This is a genomic window from Nocardia terpenica, from assembly GCF_013186535.1.
In the GTDB taxonomy this organism is placed as follows: Bacteria; Actinomycetota; Actinomycetes; order Mycobacteriales; family Mycobacteriaceae; genus Nocardia; species Nocardia terpenica.
Genome location: NZ_JABMCZ010000003.1, coordinates 765327 through 787616 on the forward strand (window position 1 = coordinate 765327; position 22290 = coordinate 787616).

24 protein-coding genes are annotated in these 22290 nt (G+C 67.7%); 10 read left to right on the plus strand and 14 right to left on the minus strand.

Annotated elements, in window-relative coordinates; genetic code table 11:
- Positions 1-252: 252 nt before the first annotated feature.
- A complete protein-coding gene (locus HPY32_RS25090) occupies positions 253-843 on the minus strand; it encodes a TetR/AcrR family transcriptional regulator (RefSeq protein WP_067593620.1) in 591 nt (196 codons plus the stop codon).
- A 112-nt stretch (positions 844-955) separates the two neighbouring features.
- On the opposite strand from HPY32_RS25090, the gene HPY32_RS25095 reads away from it, so the two are divergent.
- Positions 956-1813 (plus strand): SDR family NAD(P)-dependent oxidoreductase, encoded by an 858-nt coding sequence (locus HPY32_RS25095; RefSeq protein WP_067593617.1) that lies wholly within the window; start codon positions 956-958, stop codon positions 1811-1813.
- 218 nt (positions 1814-2031) lie between these two features.
- Here HPY32_RS25095 and HPY32_RS25100 read toward each other — a convergent pair whose 3' ends face one another.
- Together HPY32_RS25100 and HPY32_RS25105 are read right to left on the minus strand one after the other, a co-directional pair.
- On the minus strand, positions 2032-3624 hold the full coding sequence (locus HPY32_RS25100; RefSeq protein ID WP_067593614.1) for an MDR family MFS transporter: 1593 nt from the start codon (positions 3622-3624) through the stop codon (positions 2032-2034).
- Complete coding sequence (locus HPY32_RS25105; RefSeq protein ID WP_067593611.1) at positions 3621-4259, minus strand: TetR/AcrR family transcriptional regulator; 639 nt, start codon at positions 4257-4259, stop codon at positions 3621-3623. The genes HPY32_RS25100 and HPY32_RS25105 overlap by 4 nt, the downstream gene beginning before the upstream one ends.
- 216 nt (positions 4260-4475) lie before the next feature.
- On the opposite strand from HPY32_RS25105, the gene HPY32_RS25110 reads away from it, so the two are divergent.
- Together HPY32_RS25110 and HPY32_RS25115 are read left to right on the plus strand one after the other, a co-directional pair.
- The gene (locus tag HPY32_RS25110; protein WP_067593608.1) at positions 4476-4904 is read left to right on the plus strand and encodes an NUDIX domain-containing protein; all 429 of its coding nucleotides are present in this window, start codon (positions 4476-4478) and stop codon (positions 4902-4904) included.
- A 192-nt stretch (positions 4905-5096) separates the two neighbouring features.
- A complete protein-coding gene (locus HPY32_RS25115) occupies positions 5097-5774 on the plus strand; it encodes a hypothetical protein (RefSeq protein ID WP_067593605.1) in 678 nt (225 codons plus the stop codon).
- 47 nt (positions 5775-5821) lie between these two features.
- On the opposite strand, the gene HPY32_RS25120 is transcribed toward HPY32_RS25115, so the two are convergent.
- Genes HPY32_RS25120 through HPY32_RS25130 form a run of 3 tightly spaced genes read right to left on the minus strand, consistent with a single transcriptional unit; the run spans position 5822 to position 7157 of the window.
- The gene (locus HPY32_RS25120; RefSeq protein WP_067593602.1) at positions 5822-6028 is read right to left on the minus strand and encodes a DUF397 domain-containing protein; all 207 of its coding nucleotides are present in this window, start codon (positions 6026-6028) and stop codon (positions 5822-5824) included.
- Positions 6025-6273 carry a DUF397 domain-containing protein gene (locus HPY32_RS25125; RefSeq protein WP_067593599.1) on the minus strand — a complete coding sequence of 83 codons (249 nt, stop codon included), beginning with the start codon at positions 6271-6273 and terminating at the stop codon, positions 6025-6027. Before HPY32_RS25125 ends, HPY32_RS25120 begins: the two co-directional genes overlap by 4 nt.
- On the minus strand, positions 6270-7157 hold the full coding sequence (locus HPY32_RS25130; RefSeq protein ID WP_231951852.1) for a helix-turn-helix domain-containing protein: 888 nt from the start codon (positions 7155-7157) through the stop codon (positions 6270-6272). The genes HPY32_RS25125 and HPY32_RS25130 overlap by 4 nt, the downstream gene beginning before the upstream one ends.
- A 420-nt stretch (positions 7158-7577) precedes the next feature.
- Between HPY32_RS25130 and HPY32_RS25135 the strand changes: the two genes are divergently transcribed.
- Positions 7578-8087 carry a hypothetical protein gene (locus tag HPY32_RS25135; protein WP_156674693.1) on the plus strand — a complete coding sequence of 170 codons (510 nt, stop codon included), beginning with the start codon at positions 7578-7580 and terminating at the stop codon, positions 8085-8087.
- Between the two features lie 197 nt (positions 8088-8284).
- On the opposite strand, the gene HPY32_RS25140 is transcribed toward HPY32_RS25135, so the two are convergent.
- Both HPY32_RS25140 and HPY32_RS25145 read right to left on the minus strand, forming a co-directional pair.
- Entirely contained in the window at positions 8285-9232 is a 948-nt protein-coding gene (locus HPY32_RS25140; RefSeq protein ID WP_067593592.1) for an MOSC domain-containing protein, read from the minus strand.
- 263 nt (positions 9233-9495) lie between these two features.
- A complete protein-coding gene (locus tag HPY32_RS25145; protein WP_067593589.1) occupies positions 9496-10464 on the minus strand; it encodes an AraC-like ligand-binding domain-containing protein in 969 nt (322 codons plus the stop codon).
- Positions 10465-11139: 675 nt separating this feature from the next.
- On the opposite strand from HPY32_RS25145, the gene HPY32_RS25150 reads away from it, so the two are divergent.
- Positions 11140-11505 (plus strand): hypothetical protein, encoded by a 366-nt coding sequence (locus HPY32_RS25150; RefSeq protein ID WP_067593586.1) that lies wholly within the window; start codon positions 11140-11142, stop codon positions 11503-11505.
- A 12-nt stretch (positions 11506-11517) separates the two neighbouring features.
- Here the strand turns inward: HPY32_RS25150 and HPY32_RS45755 are convergent, their stop codons facing one another.
- Entirely contained in the window at positions 11518-13953 is a 2436-nt protein-coding gene (locus HPY32_RS45755; protein ID WP_067596200.1) for an AfsR/SARP family transcriptional regulator, read from the minus strand.
- A gap of 102 nt (positions 13954-14055) precedes the next feature.
- Between HPY32_RS45755 and HPY32_RS25160 the strand changes: the two genes are divergently transcribed.
- Both HPY32_RS25160 and HPY32_RS25165 read left to right on the plus strand, forming a co-directional pair.
- Positions 14056-14931 carry an alpha/beta fold hydrolase gene (locus HPY32_RS25160; RefSeq protein ID WP_067593583.1) on the plus strand — a complete coding sequence of 292 codons (876 nt, stop codon included), beginning with the start codon at positions 14056-14058 and terminating at the stop codon, positions 14929-14931.
- Between the two features lie 24 nt (positions 14932-14955).
- Positions 14956-16281: an aspartate aminotransferase family protein gene (locus HPY32_RS25165; RefSeq protein ID WP_067593580.1), complete on the plus strand. Its 1326-nt coding sequence runs from the start codon at positions 14956-14958 to the stop codon at positions 16279-16281.
- On the opposite strand, the gene HPY32_RS25170 is transcribed toward HPY32_RS25165, so the two are convergent.
- Positions 16257-17753 carry an APC family permease gene (locus tag HPY32_RS25170; protein ID WP_067593577.1) on the minus strand — a complete coding sequence of 499 codons (1497 nt, stop codon included), beginning with the start codon at positions 17751-17753 and terminating at the stop codon, positions 16257-16259. The genes HPY32_RS25165 and HPY32_RS25170 overlap by 25 nt on opposite strands.
- A gap of 100 nt (positions 17754-17853) precedes the next feature.
- Between HPY32_RS25170 and HPY32_RS25175 the strand changes: the two genes are divergently transcribed.
- Entirely contained in the window at positions 17854-18576 is a 723-nt protein-coding gene (locus HPY32_RS25175; RefSeq protein ID WP_067593574.1) for a serine hydrolase, read from the plus strand.
- Between the two features lie 18 nt (positions 18577-18594).
- Here HPY32_RS25175 and HPY32_RS25180 read toward each other — a convergent pair whose 3' ends face one another.
- Positions 18595-19143 (minus strand): hypothetical protein, encoded by a 549-nt coding sequence (locus tag HPY32_RS25180; RefSeq protein WP_067593571.1) that lies wholly within the window; start codon positions 19141-19143, stop codon positions 18595-18597.
- A gap of 88 nt (positions 19144-19231) precedes the next feature.
- Positions 19232-20125 carry an NADP-dependent oxidoreductase gene (locus tag HPY32_RS25185; protein ID WP_067593568.1) on the minus strand — a complete coding sequence of 298 codons (894 nt, stop codon included), beginning with the start codon at positions 20123-20125 and terminating at the stop codon, positions 19232-19234.
- 70 nt (positions 20126-20195) lie between these two features.
- On the opposite strand from HPY32_RS25185, the gene HPY32_RS25190 reads away from it, so the two are divergent.
- Positions 20196-20837 carry a TetR/AcrR family transcriptional regulator gene (locus tag HPY32_RS25190; RefSeq protein ID WP_082871720.1) on the plus strand — a complete coding sequence of 214 codons (642 nt, stop codon included), beginning with the start codon at positions 20196-20198 and terminating at the stop codon, positions 20835-20837.
- On the opposite strand, the gene HPY32_RS25195 is transcribed toward HPY32_RS25190, so the two are convergent.
- Together HPY32_RS25195 and HPY32_RS25200 are read right to left on the minus strand one after the other, a co-directional pair.
- Positions 20757-21185: an SgcJ/EcaC family oxidoreductase gene (locus HPY32_RS25195; RefSeq protein WP_067593565.1), complete on the minus strand. Its 429-nt coding sequence runs from the start codon at positions 21183-21185 to the stop codon at positions 20757-20759. The genes HPY32_RS25190 and HPY32_RS25195 overlap by 81 nt on opposite strands.
- A 142-nt stretch (positions 21186-21327) precedes the next feature.
- Entirely contained in the window at positions 21328-21942 is a 615-nt protein-coding gene (locus tag HPY32_RS25200) for a TetR/AcrR family transcriptional regulator (protein ID WP_067593563.1), read from the minus strand.
- A 74-nt stretch (positions 21943-22016) separates the two neighbouring features.
- On the opposite strand from HPY32_RS25200, the gene HPY32_RS25205 reads away from it, so the two are divergent.
- Positions 22017-22283, plus strand: a complete 267-nt coding sequence (locus HPY32_RS25205; protein WP_067593560.1) for a hypothetical protein — start codon at positions 22017-22019, stop codon at positions 22281-22283.
- The last annotated feature ends 7 nt before the right edge of the window (positions 22284-22290 follow it).

The following is a 22290-nucleotide window of genomic DNA, read 5'->3' on the forward strand; positions in this document are numbered from 1 at the left end:
CGGCGCGTTGTCCCGACGCGACCGACGGAGCTGCGGGCTGATGAGGGGGAGCCCGCAGCTCGCGGTGCCCGGCAACCGACCCGCGACGTTCCGGACTGTGACGGCCCGGAATGGGTAAGCAGTATCTACTGCTTACGTACGTAAATAGTAGATACCTCGGTCCGGACTGTCAAAGATGTTCCGTTTGCGGTCGCGATTCGGGTACTGCAGGCTTCGATCCTTGATTCGATGCCGAGGCCGAAGCGGATGGGGTCATTCCGGCCGCAGGTAGGTCAGCGCGGCGTCGAGGACGGCGTCGGCGTAGTCGTCGGTCAGGCCGTCCAGGCCCAGTGACCAGCGGTATTGCAGCGGGCCCAGCAGCAGGTCGACGGCCAGTTCGAGGTCGGCGTCCGCGCGTACCTGACCGGCGTCGACCGCGGAGCGCAACCGGGCGACGAGCGCGGCGCGCTGGGGGAGCAGCAGCCGCTCGCGGTAGTGGCGGTGGATCTTCGGGTCCTGCTGGATCTCGACGTACATCGCGCGCAGGAAGGCGCTCTCGGTGGTATCGGCGAGGGCGGCCGCCGCGCCGCGCAGCAGCAGGCGCAGGTCGGCGCGCAGATCCCCGCTGTCGGGCAGCGCCGAACCCGCAGGGCCGGAATCCCTTTCGAGCATCGCGTCGAGCACGACCGCGCCCTTCGACGGCCACCACCGGTAGATGGTCTGCTTGCCGACGCCCGCGCGGGCGGCAATGGCCTCGATGGTCAGCTTCGCGTAGGGCACCTCGTGGATCAGCGCGCCGGTGGCGGTCAGGATGGCGGACCGTGCCCGCTCGCTGCGGCGGGCGGCGCTCGGCGTCTCGGGCATGCGGTGAGCATAGCATTCTGCGAGACGAGACGTACCGTCTTGACAAGCTCGCGCCCTCGCTGCCATGCTCATCTCAACGAGACGCCGCGTCTCGCGAAGAAGGGAGAACTCAGTGACCCGAACATGGTTCATCACCGGCGCCAATCGTGGCCTGGGGCGGGCGTTCACCGTCGCCGCCCTGGCGCAGGGCGATCGGGTCGTCGCGACCGCGCGCGATCCCCACGGCCTGGACGACCTGTCCGCCGAACTCACCGACGGCCGACTGACGGTGCTGCCGTTGGATGTTCGTGATCGCGATCGCGTCCGCGCCACGGTCGACCGCGCTTTCGAGCTGACCGGCGCGATCGACGTGATCGTGAACAACGCCGGTTACGGCCTGGTCGGCGCGCTGGAGGAGCTGGACGAGCGGCAGATCCGCGACCAGATGGACGCCAATTTCTATGGCGCCCTGTGGGTTTCGCAGGCTGCCGTCCCGCACCTGCGTAAGCAGGGCCGCGGGCACATCGTGCAGATATCCACGGTCGGCGCGGTGGGCGCGCTGCCGCTGTTCAGCCTGTACAACGCGAGCAAGTGGGCCCTGGAGGGTTTCAGCGCCTCGCTCGCGGACGAGTTGCGCCCCTTCGGGATTGCGGTCACGATGGCGCAGCTGGGTGGCTTCGACACCGACTGGGCCAAGTCGAGCATGCGCTTCGCCGCCGCCCTGCCCGCCTACGACGACCAGCGCGCGAGCCTGCTCGGCATGCGCGACTACCCGGACCCGTCGGCCCCACCCCCGGTGACCGACTACGAATCCGAGTGGACCGAGGCCGCCCCCGAGGTCGCCGCCGCCGAACTGCTCGACCTGGTCTCCATGCCGAACCCACCGCTGCGCAAGATCATCGGCCCCGGCGCCCACGAGATGGTCGCCCTGGCCCTGGACCAGCGCCGCGTCGACTACGCGTCCGACCCGAAGTTCACCTGGCCCGCTTGATTACCGGGCGAACAACGCGAACAACGCGGGAGCGAAGTCCTGGATCAGCCTGTTCAACAGCTGCGACGACATGACTCACTTCCTTGGTGATGTGGTGTCGAATCCTGTGAGGACTTCGGAGCGGCCGACGGCGTGGATGGGCGGACAACGTCCGGACACCCTGCGGGACAAGAGAAAAGGCCCGTGCTCACACGAGCACGGGCCTTTTCTCGGCAGCCTCACCCTTCGGTGACGAGCTCCGCGTTCTCCTTGTCCGCCAGGACCGCCTCGCCGCGGGCGATCATGCCCGCCTCGTCGGAGAGCTTCAGGTGCGGGATGAACAGGGACAGGACGAAGGCCAGCGCCGCACCGGGGATCAGGTACCAGAAGCCCGGCACCAGCGCGTGCACGTAGGCGCCGACGATGGCGTCGTGCAATTCGGTCGGCAGGTGCTTGACCACCGACGGCACCAGCCCGCCCGGCTGCAACCCGGACTGGGCGGCCTGCTGGTAGTGCTCGCGGAACGCGTTGGTCAGGCCCTCGGTGAGCCGGTTGGTGAAGATCGACCCGAAGATGGCCACGCCGACCGCGCCACCCATTTCCCGGAAGTAGTTGTTGGCGCTGGTCGCGGTGCCGATCTGGTTGGGCGACACCGCATTCTGCACCACCAGCACCACGACCTGCATGATCAGGCCGATGCCCGCGCCCATCACGAACAACATGCCCCCGACCACCCACATCGTGGACTGCGCGGTGAGCTGGGTCATCCACAGCATGCCCGCGACGACGATCAGCGAGCCGATCGGCGGATAGATCCGGTAGCGACCGGTCCTGGTGATGGCGCCCATGGACGCCGTGAGCGTCAACATCATGCCGACCATCATCGGGATCAGCATCAGGCCCGACACCGAGGCCGAGGCGCCGGTGGCCATCTGCAGATAGGTCGGCAGGAAGGCGAGCGCCGACAGCATCACTAGGCCGACCACCAGGCCGATCGCGGAGGTCAGCACGAAGGTGCGGTTGCGGAACAGCCACAGCGGCAGCATCGGCTCCTCGGCCCGCGCCTCCACCATGATGAACGCGCCGACCACGAGCACCAGCGCCACGATCATGGACAGGATCGTCGACGAGTCCCAGGCGTAGCGCTTGCCGCCCCAGTCGGTGATCAGAATGAGCAGCGTGGTGGCGCTCGACATCAGCACCATGCCGAGGTAGTCGGGCCGCACCTTGGGCCGGTGGCTCGGAATGCTCAGGTAGCGGGTCGCGATGACCAGCGCGATCAGGCCGACCGGCACATTGATCCAGAAGCACCAGCGCCAGCTGAGGTGATCGGCGAAGAAGCCGCCCAGCAGCGGACCGGCGACCGAGGTGATACCGAAGATGGCACCCATCGGGGCCATGAACTTGCCGCGCTCCTTGGCGGGCACCACATCCGCGATGATGGCCTGCGCCAGGATCATCAGGCCACCGCCGCCCACACCCTGCAGACCGCGGAAGACGATGAACTCCCAGAATCCGGTCGACACGGCCGCGCCGACGGAGGCGGCGGTGAAGATGCCGATGGCGAACAGGAACAGCCAGCGGCGGCCGAACAGATCGCCGAACTTGCCGTAGATCGGCATGACGATGGTCGTGGCCAGCAGGTACGAGGTGGCGGTCCAGGCCATGTTGGAGATGCCGCCGAGCTCGCCGACGATGGTCGGCATCGCGGTACCCACGATGGTCTGGTCCAGCCCGGCCAGGAACATGCCGGAGATGAGTGCGGTGAAGATCAGCCACACTCTCTTGCGGGTGAGGACGATCGGCGGCGGCGATTCTGCCGTCGTGGTCATGCCTTTCTCCTTTGCTTGTCGGCCGTCCGCTCGAACAGGCGGGCGGCAAGCTCACAGTTCTCGTGGGTCGCCTGGGCGAGCGTCCGGGTGGGGTCGTCGGCCAGCGACATCGCGGCGCGGGTGGCGAGCGCGGACATGATTCCCACTGCGACGGAAGTGAATTGGCGTGGGGTGTCCGTGCCGATGCGGGCGCACAGCAGCTCGTGCATGGCGGTCTCGTGCACCACGCCGGAAGCGATCATGGCCGCCAGCACGCGCGGCTCGGTCTTGATGATCGTGGCGATCAGCTGAATGCTTTCGCGCACTTCGTCTTCGGGCTCGTAGGCGGAGACGTACAGGGTGGTGAGGTCGTCGATGAGCACGCCGCTGGGCCCGCCCGCGACGAATTCCGCACGCGCCGTGGGTGTTCCGATCTCCCCGACCGGCCCGACGATGGCGGCCAGCTTGGTGTCGTAGTAGTTGAAGAAGGTACGCGGCGACACCCCGACCTCCCTCGCGATGTCCTCGGTGGTGGTGGCGTCGAGCCCCCGCTCGACCGCCAGCCGGCGCGCGGCCATGCACAGATCGAACCGGGTCTGTCGTTTCTTCTGCTCCCGCAGCCCCATCTCCGGCACCGCCTGCTCAGCCTCGATCATGCCTCAAAAGTAGCAGAGACTGCAAAATTTCAGATAGTGCAATTTCCGTCACATTCCCCCGCCTGGCAGTCACGCTCCTCTCCTGTGCCCGGCACGCTCCTCTCCTGTGCCCGGCACGCTCCTCTCCTGTGCCCGGCACGCTCCTCTTCTGTGCCCGGCAGGCTCCATCTTCTGTGCCCGGCACGCTTTTGGCCGGGCACCGGTACCGTCACCACCATGGGTGGGTTTCGTCATGAGCCGCACAGGTATTCGGTCTCGGTCAAGGGCATCGTGATTCGCGGCGGCCGGGTGCTTCTGCTCCAGGATGGGCACGGCGGGTGGGAACCTCCCGGCGGCCGCCTGGAGCCGGAGGAGACTCCCGAGGAGTGCCTGATCCGCACGATCGCGGAGCAGACCGGCCGTGCGGTGGCGTCGGCAACGATCATCGACGCCTGGACCCGCTACATCGACGATATCGACCGGCACGTCTTCGTCGTCACCTACGGCTGCCTCCCCGCGACCGACGCCGATCCGGTCGCCTCGCGCGAGTACCGGGGGATCGGCCTGTTCCGCGAGAACGAGATCGCGGAGCTGGCAATGCCCGAGGGCTACAAGCGGTCGGCGGCACTATGGTTCCACCGCCTACGCTCGAACGAAATATCTTGAGCCGCAAGAACAATCGCTTCCAGCGACTGCGCGGATATGCCCGCGACCGCAACCGGCGGCTGGCGGAGCTGGCCCATTTCCGCAATATGTTCGTCCCGCAACCGTACTCGTGCGGACGTACCATGGAGTTCTGTCCGCCCCTGGGCTTGCCCGGCTCGGTGCTGGTGGCAGCCCGGCGGAAGGGTCTTCTCGATGCCGCCGTTCGCGGATCGAACCGACGCGGGCCGACAGCTGGCCGAACTGCTGCCGGCATTTCGGGGTGACGATGTGGTGGTCCTGTGCCTGCCCGGTCGCGGTGTTCGCGTCGCCGCGGAGGTGGCCTCGGCCCTGCGCGTCCTGATCGATGTGATTCTGGTTCGCTCCCTCGTCGTCGCGCGGCGGCCGTCCGTGCGGTACGGCATCCTGGGCGAGGACGGCGCGCTGATCATCGACACCGCGGCGCTCGCCCGCGGCGCCGTCCGCGCCACCGAACGCGCCCACACCGAGCGGGTGCAGGAAAATATCCTGCACCGCAACGCATCCGCCTACCGCGGCGTCCGCACCCGAGTGGCCCTGGACAATCGCACGGCGATCCTCGCCCACGACTGCCTCACCGAACCGACCGTCGTCCGCGACGCCTGCCGCATCGCCCGCCTGCTGGGCGCGATCCGCATCGTCATCGCCGTCCCCGTCGCCGACCACCGCTCCCTCGGCGCCCTGGCCGCCTACGCGGACAACATCGTCTGCCCGAACCGAACCACCGACCCACCCATCGCCACCCACTGGTACCTGGGCCCCGACCCCACAACCCGCGCGGACGTCGCGAACCTCCTCACGGCCCTGTCATCGAATCACCCACGCCGACAACCAATTCCGCTGTACCGCGTGTGAGTACAGCGAAACCCCCGGCACCGCCAGGGGTTTCACCGAGCTGAACTTCAGAAGTGGTCGAATCCGCCGCGCTGTACGCCGGAAGTGAAGGCGTCCCAATCACCGGGGGTGAAGACGAGCGCGGGGCCGGTCGGGTTCTTGGAATCCCGTACGCCGACAAAGCCGTCGTCGAGGTGGGCGATCTCCACGCAGTCCCGTGAGGTCCCGCTCCGACTGGACTTGAACCACGTAGCTCGCGATAGGTCGATACTCATTGGGCATACTCCTTCGCTACCGCCAGAATCCTGCTCCTGGATGCGCTTTGGTCGAAGCCGCCGCGCTGTACGCCGGTGGTGAAGGCGTCCCAATCACCGGCGGTGAAGACGAGTGCGGGGCCGGTGGGGTTCTTGGAATCCCGGACGCCGACCATGCCTGCGTTCAGGTGGGCAACCTCGACGCAGTTGGCATTGGGCTGGCTGCGGGTGCTCTTGAACCACTTCGCATCGGATAGGTCGGTCATTCGCCGTACTCCTCTGCAATCCTCTTGATGAGATTCATGGTGTCTTTCTCGCTCAACGATACGCCCCGGATGTCTTCTGCCGCTGTGCGATATCGTTCGAGCGCAGCGTCGTCCTCCAGGAACAGAGCGCCGAGGTGTTCCTCGATGTAGACCACCGGAGGGTCGATGAGCCGCGATGCGCGCAGCGGCGGGAACTCGAGCATGGTGAAGCTCTGGACCACCAGGCCGATGTGGCTTTCGACATCCAAGGGAATGACTCGGATGGAGACGTTCGGCAGCCGCCCGATTTCTACGAGATGCAGGAGCTGTTCCTTCATAACCAACCGGGAGCCGACGCGATGCCGCAGTGCCGCTTCGGACAACAGGACGTTCATCGTAAAGGTGCTGTCGGAGAGCTTGGTTTGTCGACGCTCCGCCAGCTCGATGCGTCGGTCGATGTCGATCGGTGCCATCTGTGGGTCGGATATGAGGATCATCGACCGGCGGTAGGCGGCGGTCTGGAACAGCCCGGGAATCAGAGTCAGTTCGAACATGGTCATGCGGGAGCAGGCGTCTTCCAATGACATGTAGTGGTTGAAATGTCCTGCTACAACGTCTGCGTATGCCTTCCACCACCCGCCGGAGACATTGCCCTTGGCCTTCTTCGCCTCCAGAAGCAGGCCCATTACGATTGTCCTGTGGGCTTTGTCGGCACCGTAGAACTCCAGTAGTGCGTTCATTTGGGGAGAGCTCATTTTGACCGGTTGACCATCTTCCATGCGGCCGATGGTTTGCGGGGAAAGGTCTATTGCCAGCGCCGCCGCCAGCTGGCTCTTTCCTGCTTTCATTCGCATCGCGCGGAGAACTCGTCCCATTGCACGTCGGGGAAGAGTGGAGCCTGCCATCTCGTTAACCTCGCTAACTGGGTTTGTTCCGTACTGGAATGCCCCCTGGTGGTGCGTTCCGCATTGGAGGACAAGGCCATTCGGCCGTTTCGGCGCAGCGGGCATTCCATCGGGTATCTACTTGGGCTCGCCTCGGAATCGGATGGCGGTCCGGGAGGCTGGGGCCGCAGCGGAAATCGCTGCCGGATAACTCATCGCGTGCCAGAGCTCAGGATAGTCGAATTTCTCTGGGAGGTAAGGCAAGTGGGTGTAATTATCGTCCGGAACCGGACGGGGGACAAGGCTGGAACGCAGCATTGCGAATGCAGACCTTGCATGTGCCGATGTCGCGAGATGTGCTGGGGCCGTTGGTTTCTGCCCCAGCAATATCCGGCATGCGCGTTGCGCGCGGGGTGAGTAACAATGGTCGCGGGAGGGGACATGAACGATGTCCGTCAGACCGAGGTCGACGGGTTCCAGGTCACGTGGCGATTGCTGCACCCGCATCGGATCGCGATTATGGCGGTGCACGACACCAGCGACAATCATCCCGTGGCGGCCTTCGACGCCGCGGACTGCCCCGATCTGGTGCAGGTCAGGGAGCAGCTGCCCAAGCTGGACAGCCTCTGGAACGCCGTCCGTCACGAATTCTGGGTGGAAATGAGCTCACCGAGCGTCACGACCGCGCCGGCCGCGAATCCCGTTCCGGGCGAGGAAAACTCGGTAAAACCCCAGCGACACGCCCGCGAACTGCCCTCGATTCGCCCCTGGATTCTCGCCATCGAGGACAAGGCCGGACCCGGTTACCGCATTGCCCGCGAACTGGATCCGCCCTACGGCTGGAACCTCTTCGACCCCAAGGGCATCAGGGTATGCAGCGGCAGCCTGGACCGCCTGGAGCTGTGGGCAATCCATCGTGGCATCGGTCCGGCCAAAAGCGTGCCGGGCTGACGAGGGTGGCGTGCCGGGCTGACGAGGGTGGCGTGCCGGGCTGACGAGGGTGGCCCGCCGGGCTGACGAGGGTGGCCCGCCGGGCTGACGAGGGCGGCGCGCCGGACTGACGAGGGTGGCGCGCCGGACTGACGAGGGTGGCGCGCCGGACTAACGAGGGTGGCGCGCCGGACCGGCGGGGGCGGGCGGATGCTCTGTCATTCCGGACCGACTAGGAGGGGCGGATCTTCTGCCATTCCAGATCGGCCAGGATAGGTGCATTCTCCGTCATCCGGGCGTGCCCTTCCGTCATCCCGGCATGCTCCTCTGTCTTCCCGGCGTGCTTTTGGCCGGGACCACTCCGTAACCGTGACGTCGTCCCCCACGGCGAGTAGCCCCGGGCGCAGTACCGCGAATTTCGCGCCGAAGGCGACACCACCCTCTGCGGCGCGGCGGTAGGTGGCGAGGGTGCGTAGTGGCTCGGGGCCGACCCGGACTCCGTGCCGCTGGTCCACCAGGGTGACGGCGCAGCGAATGGCGAGTTTCGCGAAGCCGAGCGCGGTGTCGGCGATGGTGAGGCGGCACGCCCGGTCCTCGGTGTGTGGCTCGTCCCAGCCGTCGACCACGATATTGGGGCGAAACCTGTTCAGCGCCACGGGATCCGACCCGCGCGCGGTGATCGCGCCGTTGAGGCCCGCCAGGGAGGCGACGGACAGGATGTGGATCGGGCAGCTGTCGGCGAACGCCGAGGTGCCCGGCACCAGCCCGTCGGTGACCCGGGCGTGCTCCGGCGGCACCCGCACCAGCCTGCTGGGCAGCCCGATCGCCTCGGTGAGCCAGGCGGCCACGCCGTCGCCCTGATCGATCGCGCGGTACGGGTGGCCGAACATGGTGACGGTCCGCCGCGGGGCGGCGACATCGACTGCCAGTGCGAAGGATTCGATGCCCGCGGCCGACAGCGTCAGCCGCCGCCCGTCCGGATCGATGTCCGGATGGATCCTGGCCAGCTGCGGCTGCCCCCGCTGCGTCCGGGCCGCGCCGTCCTCGTCGACGATCAGGAACGTCCGATCGTGCGCGAGACCGCGCTCGGTCAATTCCGTCGCCCCCAAGGCCATCCCGGCGCACCCCTTCACCGGATAACTGAACAGCCCTGCGACCCCCACCATCCCGTCCTCCTCCGCTCGGGCGATCGGGGCGCACCGCTCACCCGCGGCAAAGCCTGCCGACGGCGGCGCGGGACCGGGCGCGAGCTCGAAACATACAATCCCCTCCACTGTATGCGTGCCCGCTCCGGCAGCCGGGGCCGCCGTCGGCAGGGGTCTGGGTGACTCGGACGGGCAACAGCAATCATCGCGCAGTCCCGACCAGGGGGTTTGTCCAGAGCGGCCCGTTTTTTTGACCGCAGCGGCCCAATCGTTGGAATGCCTGATCAGCGGGCTGCGGCAGGCTGGTACGCGCGGCGGTAGGCGGCCGGTGGAATGCCGAAGGCGGCCCGGAACGTCCGGGTGAAATGGGCGAGGTCGAGGAAGCCCCAGCGGGCCGCGATCACGGCAACCGGGCGGTCGACCAGGGTGGGGTCGAGCAGATCTCGGCGGCAGCGTTGCAGGCGCTGCGCGCGGATCCAGCCCGTGACGGTGTGCCCCTCCGCCTGGAACAGCTTGCGCAGATAGCGGGGGTTGATGTGATGGGCGGCGGCGATGTCGTCGGGGGACAGCGCGGGATCGGCCAGGTGCCGGTCGATGAATGCGTGAATGCTGCTCAGCAGCACGTTCTCCCGGGTCTCGATCGGGAGCAGCGCGGTGCGGTCCAGGCGGGTGGCCAGCCCGGCGGCGATGAGATCGACTGTGGCCGTGGCCAGCCGGTTGTTGTCGGCCAGCTCCGGATCGTCGAGGCGCTGGGCCATCTCGCGCAGCAGCGACGAGATCAGCGCCCCGGTGCCGGATCGGCCCGACATGCGGGTGCCGGTCAGCTGCGCCACGTGGTCGTTGCCCAGCGGCAGCAAATTGTGCGGGAAATTCACGATGACCAGGCGGCGGGCGGCCTCGCCGACGTAGCGGAACGGGCGGGAGCTGTCGACCAGCGCCACGTCGCCGCGGTTCAGCAGCGCGGTGCGGTCGTCCTGCTCGAGGCCGACCTGACCCTCGGTGACCACCGCGCACAGGTAGCGGCCCATATCGTTGCGGCGGATGAGTTCGGGTGTGCGCAGCACGTAGTAGGCGCTGCCCGCCACCGTCGCCATCTGGAGCGGGCCGACATCGCCGGAGTGCAGCCACGCTTGGAAATCGCGGTCGGAGTCGCCCAAGACGTTGCAGGACACGCTGACCTGATCGAGAACGTGCGTCCAATAGTCACGGCGTTCGTTCTCGGGCACATCCTCGGTGCTCAGCACGACACCCATCGCCGACCACCTCCGGTCACGGTCGAGCAGCTTTCACGTCACCTAGGTCGACCGGAGGCCACGCAAATCGGCGCCGGTCCGATCGGACCCCGAGCTACCCCAGCCTAACGCGCTGATCACCGCCGTGACAGCCCTGAAATCCGACCGCCCCGCCAGCAACACCGTGGCTTCATGAGTACCCGACGCCCGCACACATTATGCGCACCATCGCGATCGATCCGATGGCTGGGAAAATTGTCCGATTCTTTCGCCGATACCGCCGACCGGTTCGCGCACTCGGGTAGCAACCGTTGGGGCAGGGCGGTTTTCGCTTGGCGTATCAACTCGAACGGACGGGGACTTCAGTAGATTGTTGTTGCGCGGCGGTGTTACTTTATGCTCACCTGGAAGGACAGCTATACTGCTCCTAAGATTCGGGGGCACAACGACTTTCGGTTCGACTGTTAGGCTCGCTCCGTGGCGTGCCGTTGCGGCGGCTTGCGTGGAGCGTGGATCAAGGGCGCAAGTTTGCAGGGGGTTCTATGAATCGAGCGGTGAGCATGGGCGATGATCTGCGAGTAGCACGCGAAACGGCTGTCCGAATTCCTGCCCCGTCACCTCCGTTCGAGGTTTTCGAAACGAATGTTGCACGCGTCGTCGCCCGAACGAGGTAGGGCATCGGAGGAGGCGACGCGAATGACCTGGCGGCGCAAGCACTTCGACTCCCTTGGAGTGAAGGTGCGGCGTGCTCAGCTCGCGCTGGAGCGGGCCCGCGGAGTGGGCGAGGTGAACGGCGTGCGGGTCGTGGTCGACGCCAATTGCCATCTGGTGGCGGTATCGGTGCAGGACGAGGAGGCGCTGCTGGCCGCGTATCGCGCTGCGCTGCAAGATCTCGCGCCGCAGCTCGACGAGGCGATGCGTGAGGTCCGCGCCGACTCTCGGTTCACCTCCGTCTCCGCCCGCACCGAAGTCGATTCCGCGCGACTGGAAGCCGAGCGCAGGCAGTGCGCCGAGGAGTACTTCGACAGCGTGCGGCCGTACGGGCTCGAGGGTCTGTGGTGACCGTGCGCCGCGCTAGCCGAGGGCGGCGAGCCAGCGGTCAACCGGGCCGAGGGTGACCAATCCGCTGCCCGCACCGGCGATTTCGCCCGCAGCCGGGCGGAGGCGGGCGTAGGCCCTTGCTATGGCCGTCGGGTCGTCCAATTCCAGGGCCACCGCCGCCTCCAGGCAGCACAGTGCCTCGTACATGAGGTCGGCGGGTGGTTCCGGGAGGGCGCGCAACGCCGCCCGAGCATCGGCTCGAGTACCCGAGCGGATGTGCAGGAAGGGTTCGATCCAGGGGCGGTAGGGGCCCCACTCCGCGTGCGGGTCGAGCTCGTCGGCCGCGTCCTGGGCCGAGCGGGTGCCGTCGGACAGGGACAGGCACAGCAGGGCCAGCGGGAGCAGGCCCCGTGCCACTCCGGGCATACCGGAACCGTCGAGCCTGGTGGCGGCCGCGCGATAGGCGGTCTCCGCCGCGGCGAGGTGTCCGGTTGCGGACAGCCGGAGGGCGCGGTACCAGTCGGTGAAAACCGTTGTGAGCGGCCGCTCATGGCGGGCGGCCAGGCGGTCGGCGGCGACGGCGTGGCGATCGGCGGTGGCGAAGTCGCCGAGCGCACTGCGGGCCTGGATCCGGATCAGGTGGCCCAGGATCTCGAAGGTCGACAGCCCGTGCCGTTCGGACAGACCGATGAGCTCCACGCCGATGCCGTCCCGCCGCCCCGCGAGCCCGGCCCGGGTGCACGACTGCATGAAGACGCCATTGAGCGCGAACGCCAGCAGCGTCGGATCATCCAGGCGCCGCGCCGTCTCCTCCGCCAGCCGCGCCGCCTCGGGCCCACGCGGCGACCGCGTCCCCCGCATCTCCAACGCGATGGTGGCCAGCAGCCGACACCGCGCCGAGGCGTGAGATTCACTGTCCGGCAAAGCAATCAACGTCCGCTCCGCCGCCGCGACAATCCGCTCCGCCTCCCCCGGATCATCGCTGCGAGTCCAAATCGCAGGCACGTCATAGGCCCCGATCACCCGAGCCGTAAGCTCCGCATCCCCAATCTCCTCCGCCGCGGCAATAACCACCCCCCGATGCTCCCGAGCCGCCTCGAGCCCCCTCCCACCCGTCACCGCCAAACCCCGCAACAACCCCACCGTAGACTCCAACCGAGCCTGCGCCCCCTTCCCCACCACCCGGTCATAAGCCGCAGCCGCCCAAGCCCAAACCTGTTCAGCCCCAACCGACTCGGTCCCCTTCGCCGCAGAGTCCCCACCCGTCGTCCCGCCACGCGTCCCACTCGTCGCCCCGGTGTCGGCCTCGCTTGTCTTCCCTGTGTCGGCCTCGCTTGTCTTCCGGGCGTCGTTCTCATTCGTCGTTTGGGCGTCGTTCTCACTCGTGATCCCGGCGTTGGTCTCGTTCGTGATCCCGGCGCCGTCTCCACTCGTGATCCCGGCGTGCTTTTGGCCGGGATCGCCTGCGGTAGAGTGGATTCCGGCCAAAAGCGTGCCGGAATCAAGGGGAGGAAGCGCGTCGGAATCACGAGGGTGAAGCGCGTCGGGACCACGAGGAGGAAACGCACCGGGACCACGAGGGGGAAGCGCACCGGAATCACGGGGAGGAAACGTGCCGGGATCGCGAGGGGGAAGCGCACCGGAATCACGGGGAGGAAACGTGCCGGGATCGCGAGGGGAAAGCGCGCCGGAATGACGAGCGGGGCTTTCGGGTAGGTCCAAATGTGGGGCCTGGGTGAGGATGTCGGATTCCAGTTGGCGTAGTTTCCGGCTCGGGTCGAGGCCCAGTTGGTCGGCCAGGGTGGTGCGGGCGCGGCGGAGGACGGCTAGGGAATCGGCTTGGCGGCCGGTGCGGTAGAGGGCGAGGGCCAGGAGGCGCCAGGCTTCCTCGCGCCAGGGGTGGTCGGTCAGGTGGGCGTCGAGGTCGGGGATGGCCTCGGTTGGCAGGCCCAGGTCGAGGCGGACGGTGGCCAGGCGCTCGACGGCGTGTAATCGCAACTCCGCGAGGCGGGATCGCTCGCCGCGGACCCAATCCTCCTGGGCCACATCGGCATACGAGGGGCCGCGCCACAGGTGCAGGGCGTCTTCGAGGCGGGTGAGCGCCTGTTCGGGTGGCAGCGTGGCGGCGACGGCGGCCTCGAAGCGCCAGGCGTCCACGGCATCCGGCTCGGGGCGCAGCGCGTAGCCGGGGCCCTCGGTGACCAGTAGGCGGGCGGGGGCGCGTTTGGGGCGGTCGGGTTCCAGGACGCGGCGCAGATCGGCGACGAAGGTCCGGACCGCGCCGACCGCGCCGGCGGGCGGCTCCTCCCACAGGTCGGCCACCAGGCGCGAGACCGGGACCACGCGGCGGCGCGCCACCAGCAACCGGGCCAGCACCGCGCGGTGCCGCGGCCCCTTGAGCCCGAGCACACCACCGGCGGCGTCCCAGGCCACCACCGGTCCGAGAACGCCGAAAGTGACCCGATCCATCCGCACCTCCCTGCGCTTGTCTCGCCGCAACGGTACTGATCGGATACTGATTCGAGGGCGGCAGAGTCGACATGTCCGAGTCACCCCGACGAAAGCAGCATCGTGACACCCACCATCCCCGGGTTCGACTACCAGCGCGTTCAGGTCGCCGACGGCGTCGCCCTACAGGCGGCGGTCGGCGGCTCCGGCAGCCCGATCGTGCTGCTGCACGGCTTCCCGCAGACCCATCTGATGTGGCGGCACGTCGCGGCCGACCTCGCCGCCGACCACACGGTCATCTGCCCCGACCTGCGCGGCTACGGCGCGAGCGACAAGCCCGCCGACACCGGCGACACCTACGCCAAGCGCACCATGGCCGCCGATATCGTCGCCCTGGCCCGCGCCCTCGGCCACGAGCGATTCGCGCTGGCGGGGCACGATCGCGGCGCGTTCGTCGCCATCCGCGCGGGACTCGACCACCCCGATGCCGTCACCCACCTGTGCAGCCTCGACGTCCTGCCCAACCTGGACTCCTGGGACGTGCTGCGCGGCACCGTCGGCATCGTCGGTTTCCACCTGTATCTGATGGCCCAGCCCCCCGGCCTGCCCGAGCGACTGATCGCCGCCGAGCCAGACGCCTTCTTCGGCCACTTCCTCGACATCTGGTCCCGCGACCCCGAGGCTGTTCCGGCCGATGTGCGCGCCGCCTACCTCGATGCCTGCCGGGGTGCCGTGACATCGATCGTCGCCGACTATCGCGCCTCGGCGACCATGGATATCGAGCACGACCGGGCCGATCGCGATGCGGGCAACCGGCTGTCGATGCCGGTCACCGTCCTGCAACAGGATTGGGGCGCAGCCCTCGGCTTCGACGCCGAGAAGCTGTGGCGCGCTTGGGCTTCGGACCTGTCCCACACCACCGTCACCTGCGGCCACTTCATGGCCGAGGAGGCCCCGGAGCAGATCGCATCGGAACTACGAAAGCTATTGTCTCGCTGATGAGGCGGGCTTACCGTCGCGGCTATGACTTCTTCCGCCGTCGAAAGCCGGTCGACCCGGGACTTCTGGGCCGATGCCGAGCGGCATCTGGTGCGCTACGCCGGTGCCGGTGACTTCACTCGCGAGATCATTACCCGGGCCGCCGGGAGCTTCGTCTACACCGAGAGTGGCCGGGAGATCCTGGATTTCACCTCCGGGCAGATGAGCGCGATTCTGGGGCATTCGCATCCGGAGATCGTCGCTACCGTGCGGCGCCAGATCGGCGAGCTCGATCATCTGTTCAGCGGCATGCTGAGCCGCCCGGTCGTGGACCTGGCCCGACGCCTGTCCGAGACGCTGCCCGCGTCGCTGTCCAAGGCGCAGCTGCTGACCACCGGGGCCGAGGCGAACGAGGCGGCGATCCGGATGGCGAAGCTCGTCACCGGCAGGCACGAGATCGTCTCGTTCGCCCGGTCCTGGCACGGCATGACGCAGGCGGCGGCGAGCGCCACCTACAGCGCGGGGCACCAGGGGTACGGTCCCGGTGCGCCGGGAAACTTCGCCATTCCCGTGCCCAATGCGTATCGGCCCGATTTCACCACTGCCACGGGCGAACTCGACTGGCGGCGGCAGCTCGACTTCGCCTTCGACCTGGTCGATGCGCAGTCGACCGGTAGCCTGGCCGCCTGCATCGTCGAGCCGATCCTGAGCTCCGGCGGCGTAATCGAGCCGCCCGCAGGGTATTTCGCGGCGCTGCGCGACAGGTGCCACGAGCGGGGGATGCTGCTGATTCTCGACGAGGCCCAGACCGGGCTGTGCCGCACCGGATCCTGGTACGCGTTCGAGCGCGACGGGATCGTGCCGGACATTCTCACGCTGTCCAAGACCCTCGGCGCGGGGCTGCCGCTGGCGGCCGTGCTGACCAGCGCGGAGATCGAGGAGCGGGCGCACGAACTCGGATATCTGTTCTTCACCACGCATGTCTCGGACCCGCTGGTCGCGGCCATCGGGAACACCGTACTGGATGTGCTGCACCGCGACCGGCTCGATGCTCGCGCGGCCGCGCTCGGTGATTTTCTGCGCACCGGCCTGCGGCGTCTCGCCGAGCGGCATGCGGTGGTCGGCGATATCCGCGGGCGCGGTCTACTGCTCGGTCTGGAGCTGGTAACGGATCGCGAAACAAAAACGGGCGCAGACGCGCTCGGCGCGCGGGTCACGCGGCGGTGTCTGGAGCTGGGCCTGCACATGAATATCGTTCAGTTGCCCGGCATGGGTGGGGTGTTCCGGATCGCGCCGCCGCTCACCGCTACGGAAGACGAGCTGGCGCTGGGGCTTTCGATTCTCGATCAGGCGCTGGAGGACTCCTTGTGATCCAGGTGCGGTTCGTCGCCGAACACCCGCCGCATCTCCGGTAGCCGGGCCGGGTGTCGCATGTACAGGTAGACGAGCACGACAATCCCGACCAGACACCAGATTCCGATGATCAGGCCCGTCTCGCTCGACGGATAGGTCAGCGGCGTGACGAATTTCAGTGCCGAGGAACCGATCCCCATCGCGGTGAACCAGGCGGGCACGAACGCGGCGATGCCGAGAATCGGAATCACCAGGTGCAGCAGCCAATTGAATTCCGACCGCTGCCGCCGCAGATAGAACATGGTGCACGACAGGTTGAACACCATGTAGGCGGCGATCATGACGCCCGATTGGATCGTGGCGAGGAAGATGAAGGCCGTATTCGGGCCGAAGTGGATGCCCACCGGCAGGCCGATGGCGAGCGTCACCAGCAGTTGGAAGACTATGCCGACGTGCGGTGAATTCCACCGGGGATGGGTGCGGGCCAGCGCGGCGGGCAGCAGCCCGATCCGGGACATGGCGAACCAGGTGCGCGTCGTCGCCAGGGTGGCGGCATTCCCATTGGCGAATGTCGAATTGAGAATGGCGAACAACACCAGCACCCAGCCGACTCCCCACACATCGCGGCCGAGCGCAATCCACGGGCTCCCATTACCGAGCTCTCCGAAGCTCGCGTACCGGTGCGGCCCGAAGTACACATCGCCCGCGTAGGTGGTGAAGACGTAGAACACGCCGATGGCGCAGCACGACACCACGACGGCGATCGGGATGGCGCGGCGCGGATTACGGGCCTCCTCCGCCAACGGGGCCGAGGCTTCGAAACCGATGAACGCGAGGACGGTGTAGATCGACGCCGCGGCGACGCCGGTGAACCCGTGATAGCCCGGGACCGTCGCGAAATGCAGGGTGAAGACCGACCCGGTATTTCCCCCGCCCGCCCTGACCACGAGCCAGATTGCCAGCGCGAGAAATACGACGATCTCGAACAGCCCCAGCACGGTGCCCACCTTCGCGCTGACCTGCACGCCGCGATAGTTCAACAGCGCGATCGACACCGCCGCCGCGACCATGACCACGATCCAGGTCGCGGTGAACGGCCACCCGAACTCGTCGTGCATCACCGAGCCGACCAGATAACCGACGAGGATCGTGGTCGTCGGCCCCATCAGCGCCTCGACGAGCGCGTATCCCCAGCCGACCAGGAACCCGATCGACGGGTGCAGGGCCTCGGCCGGGTAGGTGTAGATGCTCCCCGCCGACGGCAGATGCTTGGCAAGCTGTCCTATCGAGCTCGCGGCCAGCAGACACGCGACCAACGCGAGCAGCACGGCGAGCGGCAGCGCACCCCCCGCATACCCCGCCCCGACCGCGATCGACAACGCCACCGCCCCCGCGGGCGCCATCGAGGTAACGGATTGAAACAAGACCTCCCGCAGCCCGATAGCGCCTCGCGCCAACCCCGGAGCTGCGGTGGATTCGGCGGCTGCCATAGCCACCCCCTTCGTCTTCCGACAACGACCGTGCGACCCCACACGACCAGATCGCCATTTTCCCCCGTTCGATCCGCCGAGGGAGGAGCATGCTGAATTTATGCCCACCGACGAAATTTCCAGCCTGGCATCCAGCTTCGATTCCTACGCCGAGACGCTGCCCGGAACCGTAGGGCTGGCGTATGCCCCGGTCGGGGGCGAGCGGGTGGTGGCGCTGGGGGAGTGGCGCGGGGGCGTTGCCTGGTCGACCAGTAAGGTGCCGGTGGCGATCGCGGCCCTGCGAGCGGCCCCGGATGCCGCGAAAGACCGTGTGACAGCGGCCATTACCTGGTCGGACAACGCCGCCTCCGAGGAGCTGTGGTCGCTGCTCGGAGCCCCCGCCGACGCCGGTGCGGCGGTGGAGGCCGTCCTGCGCGAGGCCGGGGACCACCGCACGCGAGTGCAATCCCGGCGCGTCCGCCCGGAATACACCGCCTTCGGTCAGACGGAATGGAGCCTCACCCAACAGGCCCTGTTCACCGCCCACCTGCCCCACATAGCGACCGGGAGCGACGTTCTCGCGTTGATGCGAGCGCTTGTCCCCGAACATCACTGGGGATTGGCCCGGTTCCCCGGCGCGGCCACCAAGGCGGGGTGGGGGCCGGATGCGCGTGGGGCGCATATGGTTCGGCAGTTGGGCGTGATTCCGAACGGAGACGGGTGGACGGCCGTGACGGTGGGGGCCGATCCGGAGTCGGGGGGCTTCGAGGAGGGAATTGCATTGTTGGACAGGCTGTATGAGTGGGTGCAGGATCATCTCGGGCAGTTGCCCGCAGGGCGATGACAGCCCGCGGACGGCTGGTTACCGAAAGACCAGCGGGAAGGGGCGGACCTCCGGGCCGCCGTGGTCGACGAGGAACGACCGGGCCACCCGCTGCCCCTCGAATTCGAACCAGTTGGCGGCCAGGTCCTTCAGGCTGTGCGCGGCGGCCAGCGCCGGTCGAACCACCTCGTCGGCGCGCTGCGTCAGGGCGGAGGTGTTCGCCGGATAGGCCACCGTCGGCCAGTCGGGTCGCACGGGGTGTTTGGACTTCGGCAGTCCCGCGACGTACTCGGTGAAAAGCGCATCGGCGGAATCGATTTCGGAACGCACGGCAGCGGCCATGGCATCGATGTCGAGCCGCCCCGCGGTGGTGATCCCTTCCGGAAGCCTCGGTTCGGCACTGCAATCGACGGCATAGTGCCCGTCCGTCAGAATCCCGATCTCGGTGGTTTGCCCGATATCCAGCACCCAGGCCCCCGACAACCGAGCCAGCCCCAGCCCCGGCCCGACGTCCACGTGCCACACGGCCAGACGGTTGTCGATGCGGTTGAGCACCGCGACGGTGAGAAGCTGGGATGTCGACGTCATGGCCGTGACGGTACCGCCGATCGGTCCGACGGAGCTGCCCGACCCCCGAATCCCTTGGGCCGTAAGGAGATCGACGGTGCCGAGACGCTCAGACGATCATGACCCGACGTCCGCGGGTGTGCCCGGCCCGGCTGTTGATGTGTGCCGCCGCGGCATCGGCGAGCGGGTACGACTTCTCGACCGGGATGTGGAGCCTTCCGTGTGCGATGAGCCGTGCCGCCTCGGCGAGCGCTTCCGGCATGCTTCCGGCCACGCCGGAGAATCGGACGCCGTGCTCGGGTGCGCCGAGATCGGCGATGGAGATCACCCGCTGTGGATCGCCGGTCAGCTCGACGAGCTCGCGGATCACGCCCGTGCCTGCCAAGTCGAGGGCCGCGTCGACCCGGCCGAGCTGCCGTACCCGCTCGACCCAGCCCTCCCCGTATGTCGTGGCGACGGCACCCAGGCTGCGCAGATAGTCCTGATTCGCGGCCCCGGCCGTCCCGATCACGGCGATGCCGCGGTCGCGGGCGATCTGCAGGACCGCCGATCCGACTCCCCCCGACGCGCCGCTGACCAGCAGCGTCTGCCCGGGCCGCACACCGACCTGGCCGATGATGCGCAGCGCGGTCTCCACCACGGAGGGGTATCCGGCCGCCTCTTCGAAGGTCAGTCCCTCGGGCATGCGGGCCCAGGCCGACAGCACGGCGAACTCGGCGTAGGTGCTCGAGCCTTCGCCGAACACGTGATCGCCGACCTCGACCCCGTCGACACCCGCGCCGATCTCGTCCACCACCCCGGCGGCATCCAGCCCGACACTGGCGGGCAGCTCGATCGGATGTGCTTGCAGGAACTGGCCTTCGCGGATCCGCCAGTCGACGGGGTTCACGCCCGCCGCCCGCACGGCAATGCGCACCTGGCCCGGACCCGCGTGGGGCTCCTCGGCATCCACGAGTCGCAGCACATCCGGGCCGCCGAACTCGGCGAAGCTCACTTTCTTCATGCCGTCGACCGTAGCACTAACGGTTAGTGTTTTGGAACAACTACGTTTTCGTGACTGATAGCATCAGAGGATGACCGCGCCGACCGGACGCCGCGAACGCAAAAAGGCGGCCACCCGCCAAAAAATCGCCGACACCGCCCTGCGACTGTTCCTCGATCGCGGCTACGACGCGGTCGGCATCCGCGATGTCGCCGCCGAGGCCGACGTCGCCGTCACCACGCTGTTCTCCCACTTCGCCGCCAAGGAGGCCCTGGTCTTCGAACAGGACCAGAATTTCGAACACCGCCTCACCCGGGCGGTCGCCGACCGCGCACCGAACGAGCCGCTCATCCCCGCGCTCCGCCGCGAAATCCACGCCATGGTCCGCCACTGCACCGCCGACGCCGCCGCCCCGATCTGGCACATGATCGACAACTCGCCCGCCCTCCGCCAATACGAGGAGTCGATGCGGCTACGCCACGCCGAATCCCTGGCCGCGGCCATCGCCACCGACCTCGACCTGCCGCAGCCCACCGTGGCCTGCCGCACGATCGCAAGGTTCGCGATCGACGCCTTTACGCTGGCCCGCGAGGCGGCCGACCCGCAGGCCGCGGTGGACGAGATCTTCCGAATGATCGAGGCGGCTTGGGAATCAGTCTCGTGTCCAGTCGAGTGGGGACAGGGCGGCGAGAGTCGAGTCGTGGTGGGCGAATTCGGACAGCCGGGTGCGTAAAGTGTTGTGGAAGTAGGCGATCAGGCCGTCGACGAGGACCATGGTCTGCACGGCGGGTGTCACGCCCGCTCGCGGACCGTCCGGCACCGACAATTCCGAGACGGTATTGAGCACGACCACGCCATTGCCCAGATCCTCGCGGTGTTCGATGCGCCCGCGGAATCGACTACCGCGGTAGATGCTGTCGAACAGCTTCTGGTGTTCGCTCGCGATCACCGCCCGCCCCCGCTGTATCCTGCCCAGCACGTCGATGAAGACCGCCTCCTCGGCGAACAACGCGGCATAGGAGGCACTGTCACCGGCGTCCCAGCTGTTTTGTATCGCCCGCAGGATCTCATCCGCGTCCATCCCCGATCACCTTCCCTTGCATCGTCTTTCGCCGACTATCCAAGGATGGAACCCGAACAGGTGTTGAGGTCCAGTGCGTGTGAACGAGACCACAGCGCCGACAGACCTGGCGCGGCATTACAGCGGTTCTCGATCGAATTCGTCAGTCGGCCAGTTGGTCGAGGTGGGCCTGGAGAACCTTGAGGCACTCCCCGGGGTCGATCAGGTCCGGGTGCAGGATCGCGTTCAGGCTGAGTCCGTCCAGCAGTGAGGTCAGGCGTTCGGTCTCGGTGTCGAGATCGAGCCGGGGTGCGGCCGATTCGGTGATGCGCACCAGGATTCGCCTGACGAGGGTTCTGGTGCCGACCGCGGCTTGGTGGGCGAGGTCGCCGCCGATCGCGGGGTTGGTCCGGGCCGCCGTGATGAAGTCGATGAAGACCGCGGCCTCGGCCCGGCGGGTCTCATCGAGCGGGAGCAATTCGGCGAGCAGGTCCGCGGCCAGATGCCGTAACCGTGCCGGACCGAAGGCGCTGGGATCTCCCGCCTCGTCGATCCGGCGCTGCAGCCGCTCGTCGACCCGATCCAGCATGGTCTGCATCGCGAAACGCATGAGCTCCCGCTGGTCGGCGAAGTAGTGCCGCACGGATCCGATATTGAGCCCGGCTTCGTCGGCCACGGCACGCAGCGATGCGCGGTGCAGGCCATCGCGGACGGCCACTCGAAACAGGGCATCGACCACCTCCCGACGCCGAGAGTCCCGGTCCACCAACTTGGGCATGCCCCTTTGTATCACAGGTGTGATACTTTGTTTTTATCACTGCTGTGATAAAAACCGTTCGAAGGAGATGTTCGATGCTCACCCTGCTGCTGATCAGGTTCGCCGTGGTCGCGGGTGCTCTCGTGGTGGTCGGTCTGGGTGTCTTTGCCGTCGCCGTGCGCCTGAAGCGCCGGGGCGGGATGGACCAGGTCCGCCGGTCCGTCGAGCCGCTGACCCGTGCTGCCGCAAGGCATGTGGCCGATCCCGCAGCCCCCGGTACCTCCCGCAGCGAGCTGGCGGGCACAGTGGCCAGAGCGGCGGCCCGCTATCTCGACGATCGGCGCGGGGGCAACCGTCGATGACGCTCCC

Bases quoted from the DNA above. Each gene is read 5' to 3' on its own strand.
- HPY32_RS25190 (WP_082871720.1), top strand. From the start codon at position 20,196: ATGACCGCGCCGACCGGACGCCGCGAACGCAAAAAGGCGGCCACCCGC.
- HPY32_RS45755 (WP_067596200.1), bottom strand. From the start codon at position 13,953: ATGGATCGGGTCACTTTCGGCGTTCTCGGACCGGTGGTGGCCTGGGAC.
- HPY32_RS25120 (WP_067593602.1), bottom strand. From the start codon at position 6,028: ATGAGTATCGACCTATCGCGAGCTACGTGGTTCAAGTCCAGTCGGAGC.
- HPY32_RS25175 (WP_067593574.1), top strand. From the start codon at position 17,854: ATGCCCACCGACGAAATTTCCAGCCTGGCATCCAGCTTCGATTCCTAC.
- HPY32_RS25195 (WP_067593565.1), bottom strand. From the start codon at position 21,185: ATGGACGCGGATGAGATCCTGCGGGCGATACAAAACAGCTGGGACGCC.
- HPY32_RS25100 (WP_067593614.1), bottom strand. From the start codon at position 3,624: ATGACCACGACGGCAGAATCGCCGCCGCCGATCGTCCTCACCCGCAAG.
- HPY32_RS25135 (WP_156674693.1), top strand. From the start codon at position 7,578: ATGAACGATGTCCGTCAGACCGAGGTCGACGGGTTCCAGGTCACGTGG.
- HPY32_RS25115 (WP_067593605.1), top strand. From the start codon at position 5,097: ATGCCGCCGTTCGCGGATCGAACCGACGCGGGCCGACAGCTGGCCGAA.
- HPY32_RS25165 (WP_067593580.1), top strand. From the start codon at position 14,956: ATGACTTCTTCCGCCGTCGAAAGCCGGTCGACCCGGGACTTCTGGGCC.
- HPY32_RS25205 (WP_067593560.1), top strand. From the start codon at position 22,017: ATGCTCACCCTGCTGCTGATCAGGTTCGCCGTGGTCGCGGGTGCTCTC.
- HPY32_RS25125 (WP_067593599.1), bottom strand. From the start codon at position 6,273: ATGACCGACCTATCCGATGCGAAGTGGTTCAAGAGCACCCGCAGCCAG.
- HPY32_RS25130 (WP_231951852.1), bottom strand. From the start codon at position 7,157: ATGGCAGGCTCCACTCTTCCCCGACGTGCAATGGGACGAGTTCTCCGC.
- HPY32_RS25090 (WP_067593620.1), bottom strand. From the start codon at position 843: ATGCCCGAGACGCCGAGCGCCGCCCGCCGCAGCGAGCGGGCACGGTCC.
- HPY32_RS25110 (WP_067593608.1), top strand. From the start codon at position 4,476: ATGGGTGGGTTTCGTCATGAGCCGCACAGGTATTCGGTCTCGGTCAAG.
- HPY32_RS25185 (WP_067593568.1), bottom strand. From the start codon at position 20,125: ATGAAGAAAGTGAGCTTCGCCGAGTTCGGCGGCCCGGATGTGCTGCGA.
- HPY32_RS25105 (WP_067593611.1), bottom strand. From the start codon at position 4,259: ATGATCGAGGCTGAGCAGGCGGTGCCGGAGATGGGGCTGCGGGAGCAG.
- HPY32_RS25180 (WP_067593571.1), bottom strand. From the start codon at position 19,143: ATGACGTCGACATCCCAGCTTCTCACCGTCGCGGTGCTCAACCGCATC.
- HPY32_RS25145 (WP_067593589.1), bottom strand. From the start codon at position 10,464: ATGGGTGTCGTGCTGAGCACCGAGGATGTGCCCGAGAACGAACGCCGT.
- HPY32_RS25200 (WP_067593563.1), bottom strand. From the start codon at position 21,942: ATGCCCAAGTTGGTGGACCGGGACTCTCGGCGTCGGGAGGTGGTCGAT.
- HPY32_RS25170 (WP_067593577.1), bottom strand. From the start codon at position 17,753: ATGGCAGCCGCCGAATCCACCGCAGCTCCGGGGTTGGCGCGAGGCGCT.
- HPY32_RS25150 (WP_067593586.1), top strand. From the start codon at position 11,140: ATGACCTGGCGGCGCAAGCACTTCGACTCCCTTGGAGTGAAGGTGCGG.
- HPY32_RS25140 (WP_067593592.1), bottom strand. From the start codon at position 9,232: ATGGTGGGGGTCGCAGGGCTGTTCAGTTATCCGGTGAAGGGGTGCGCC.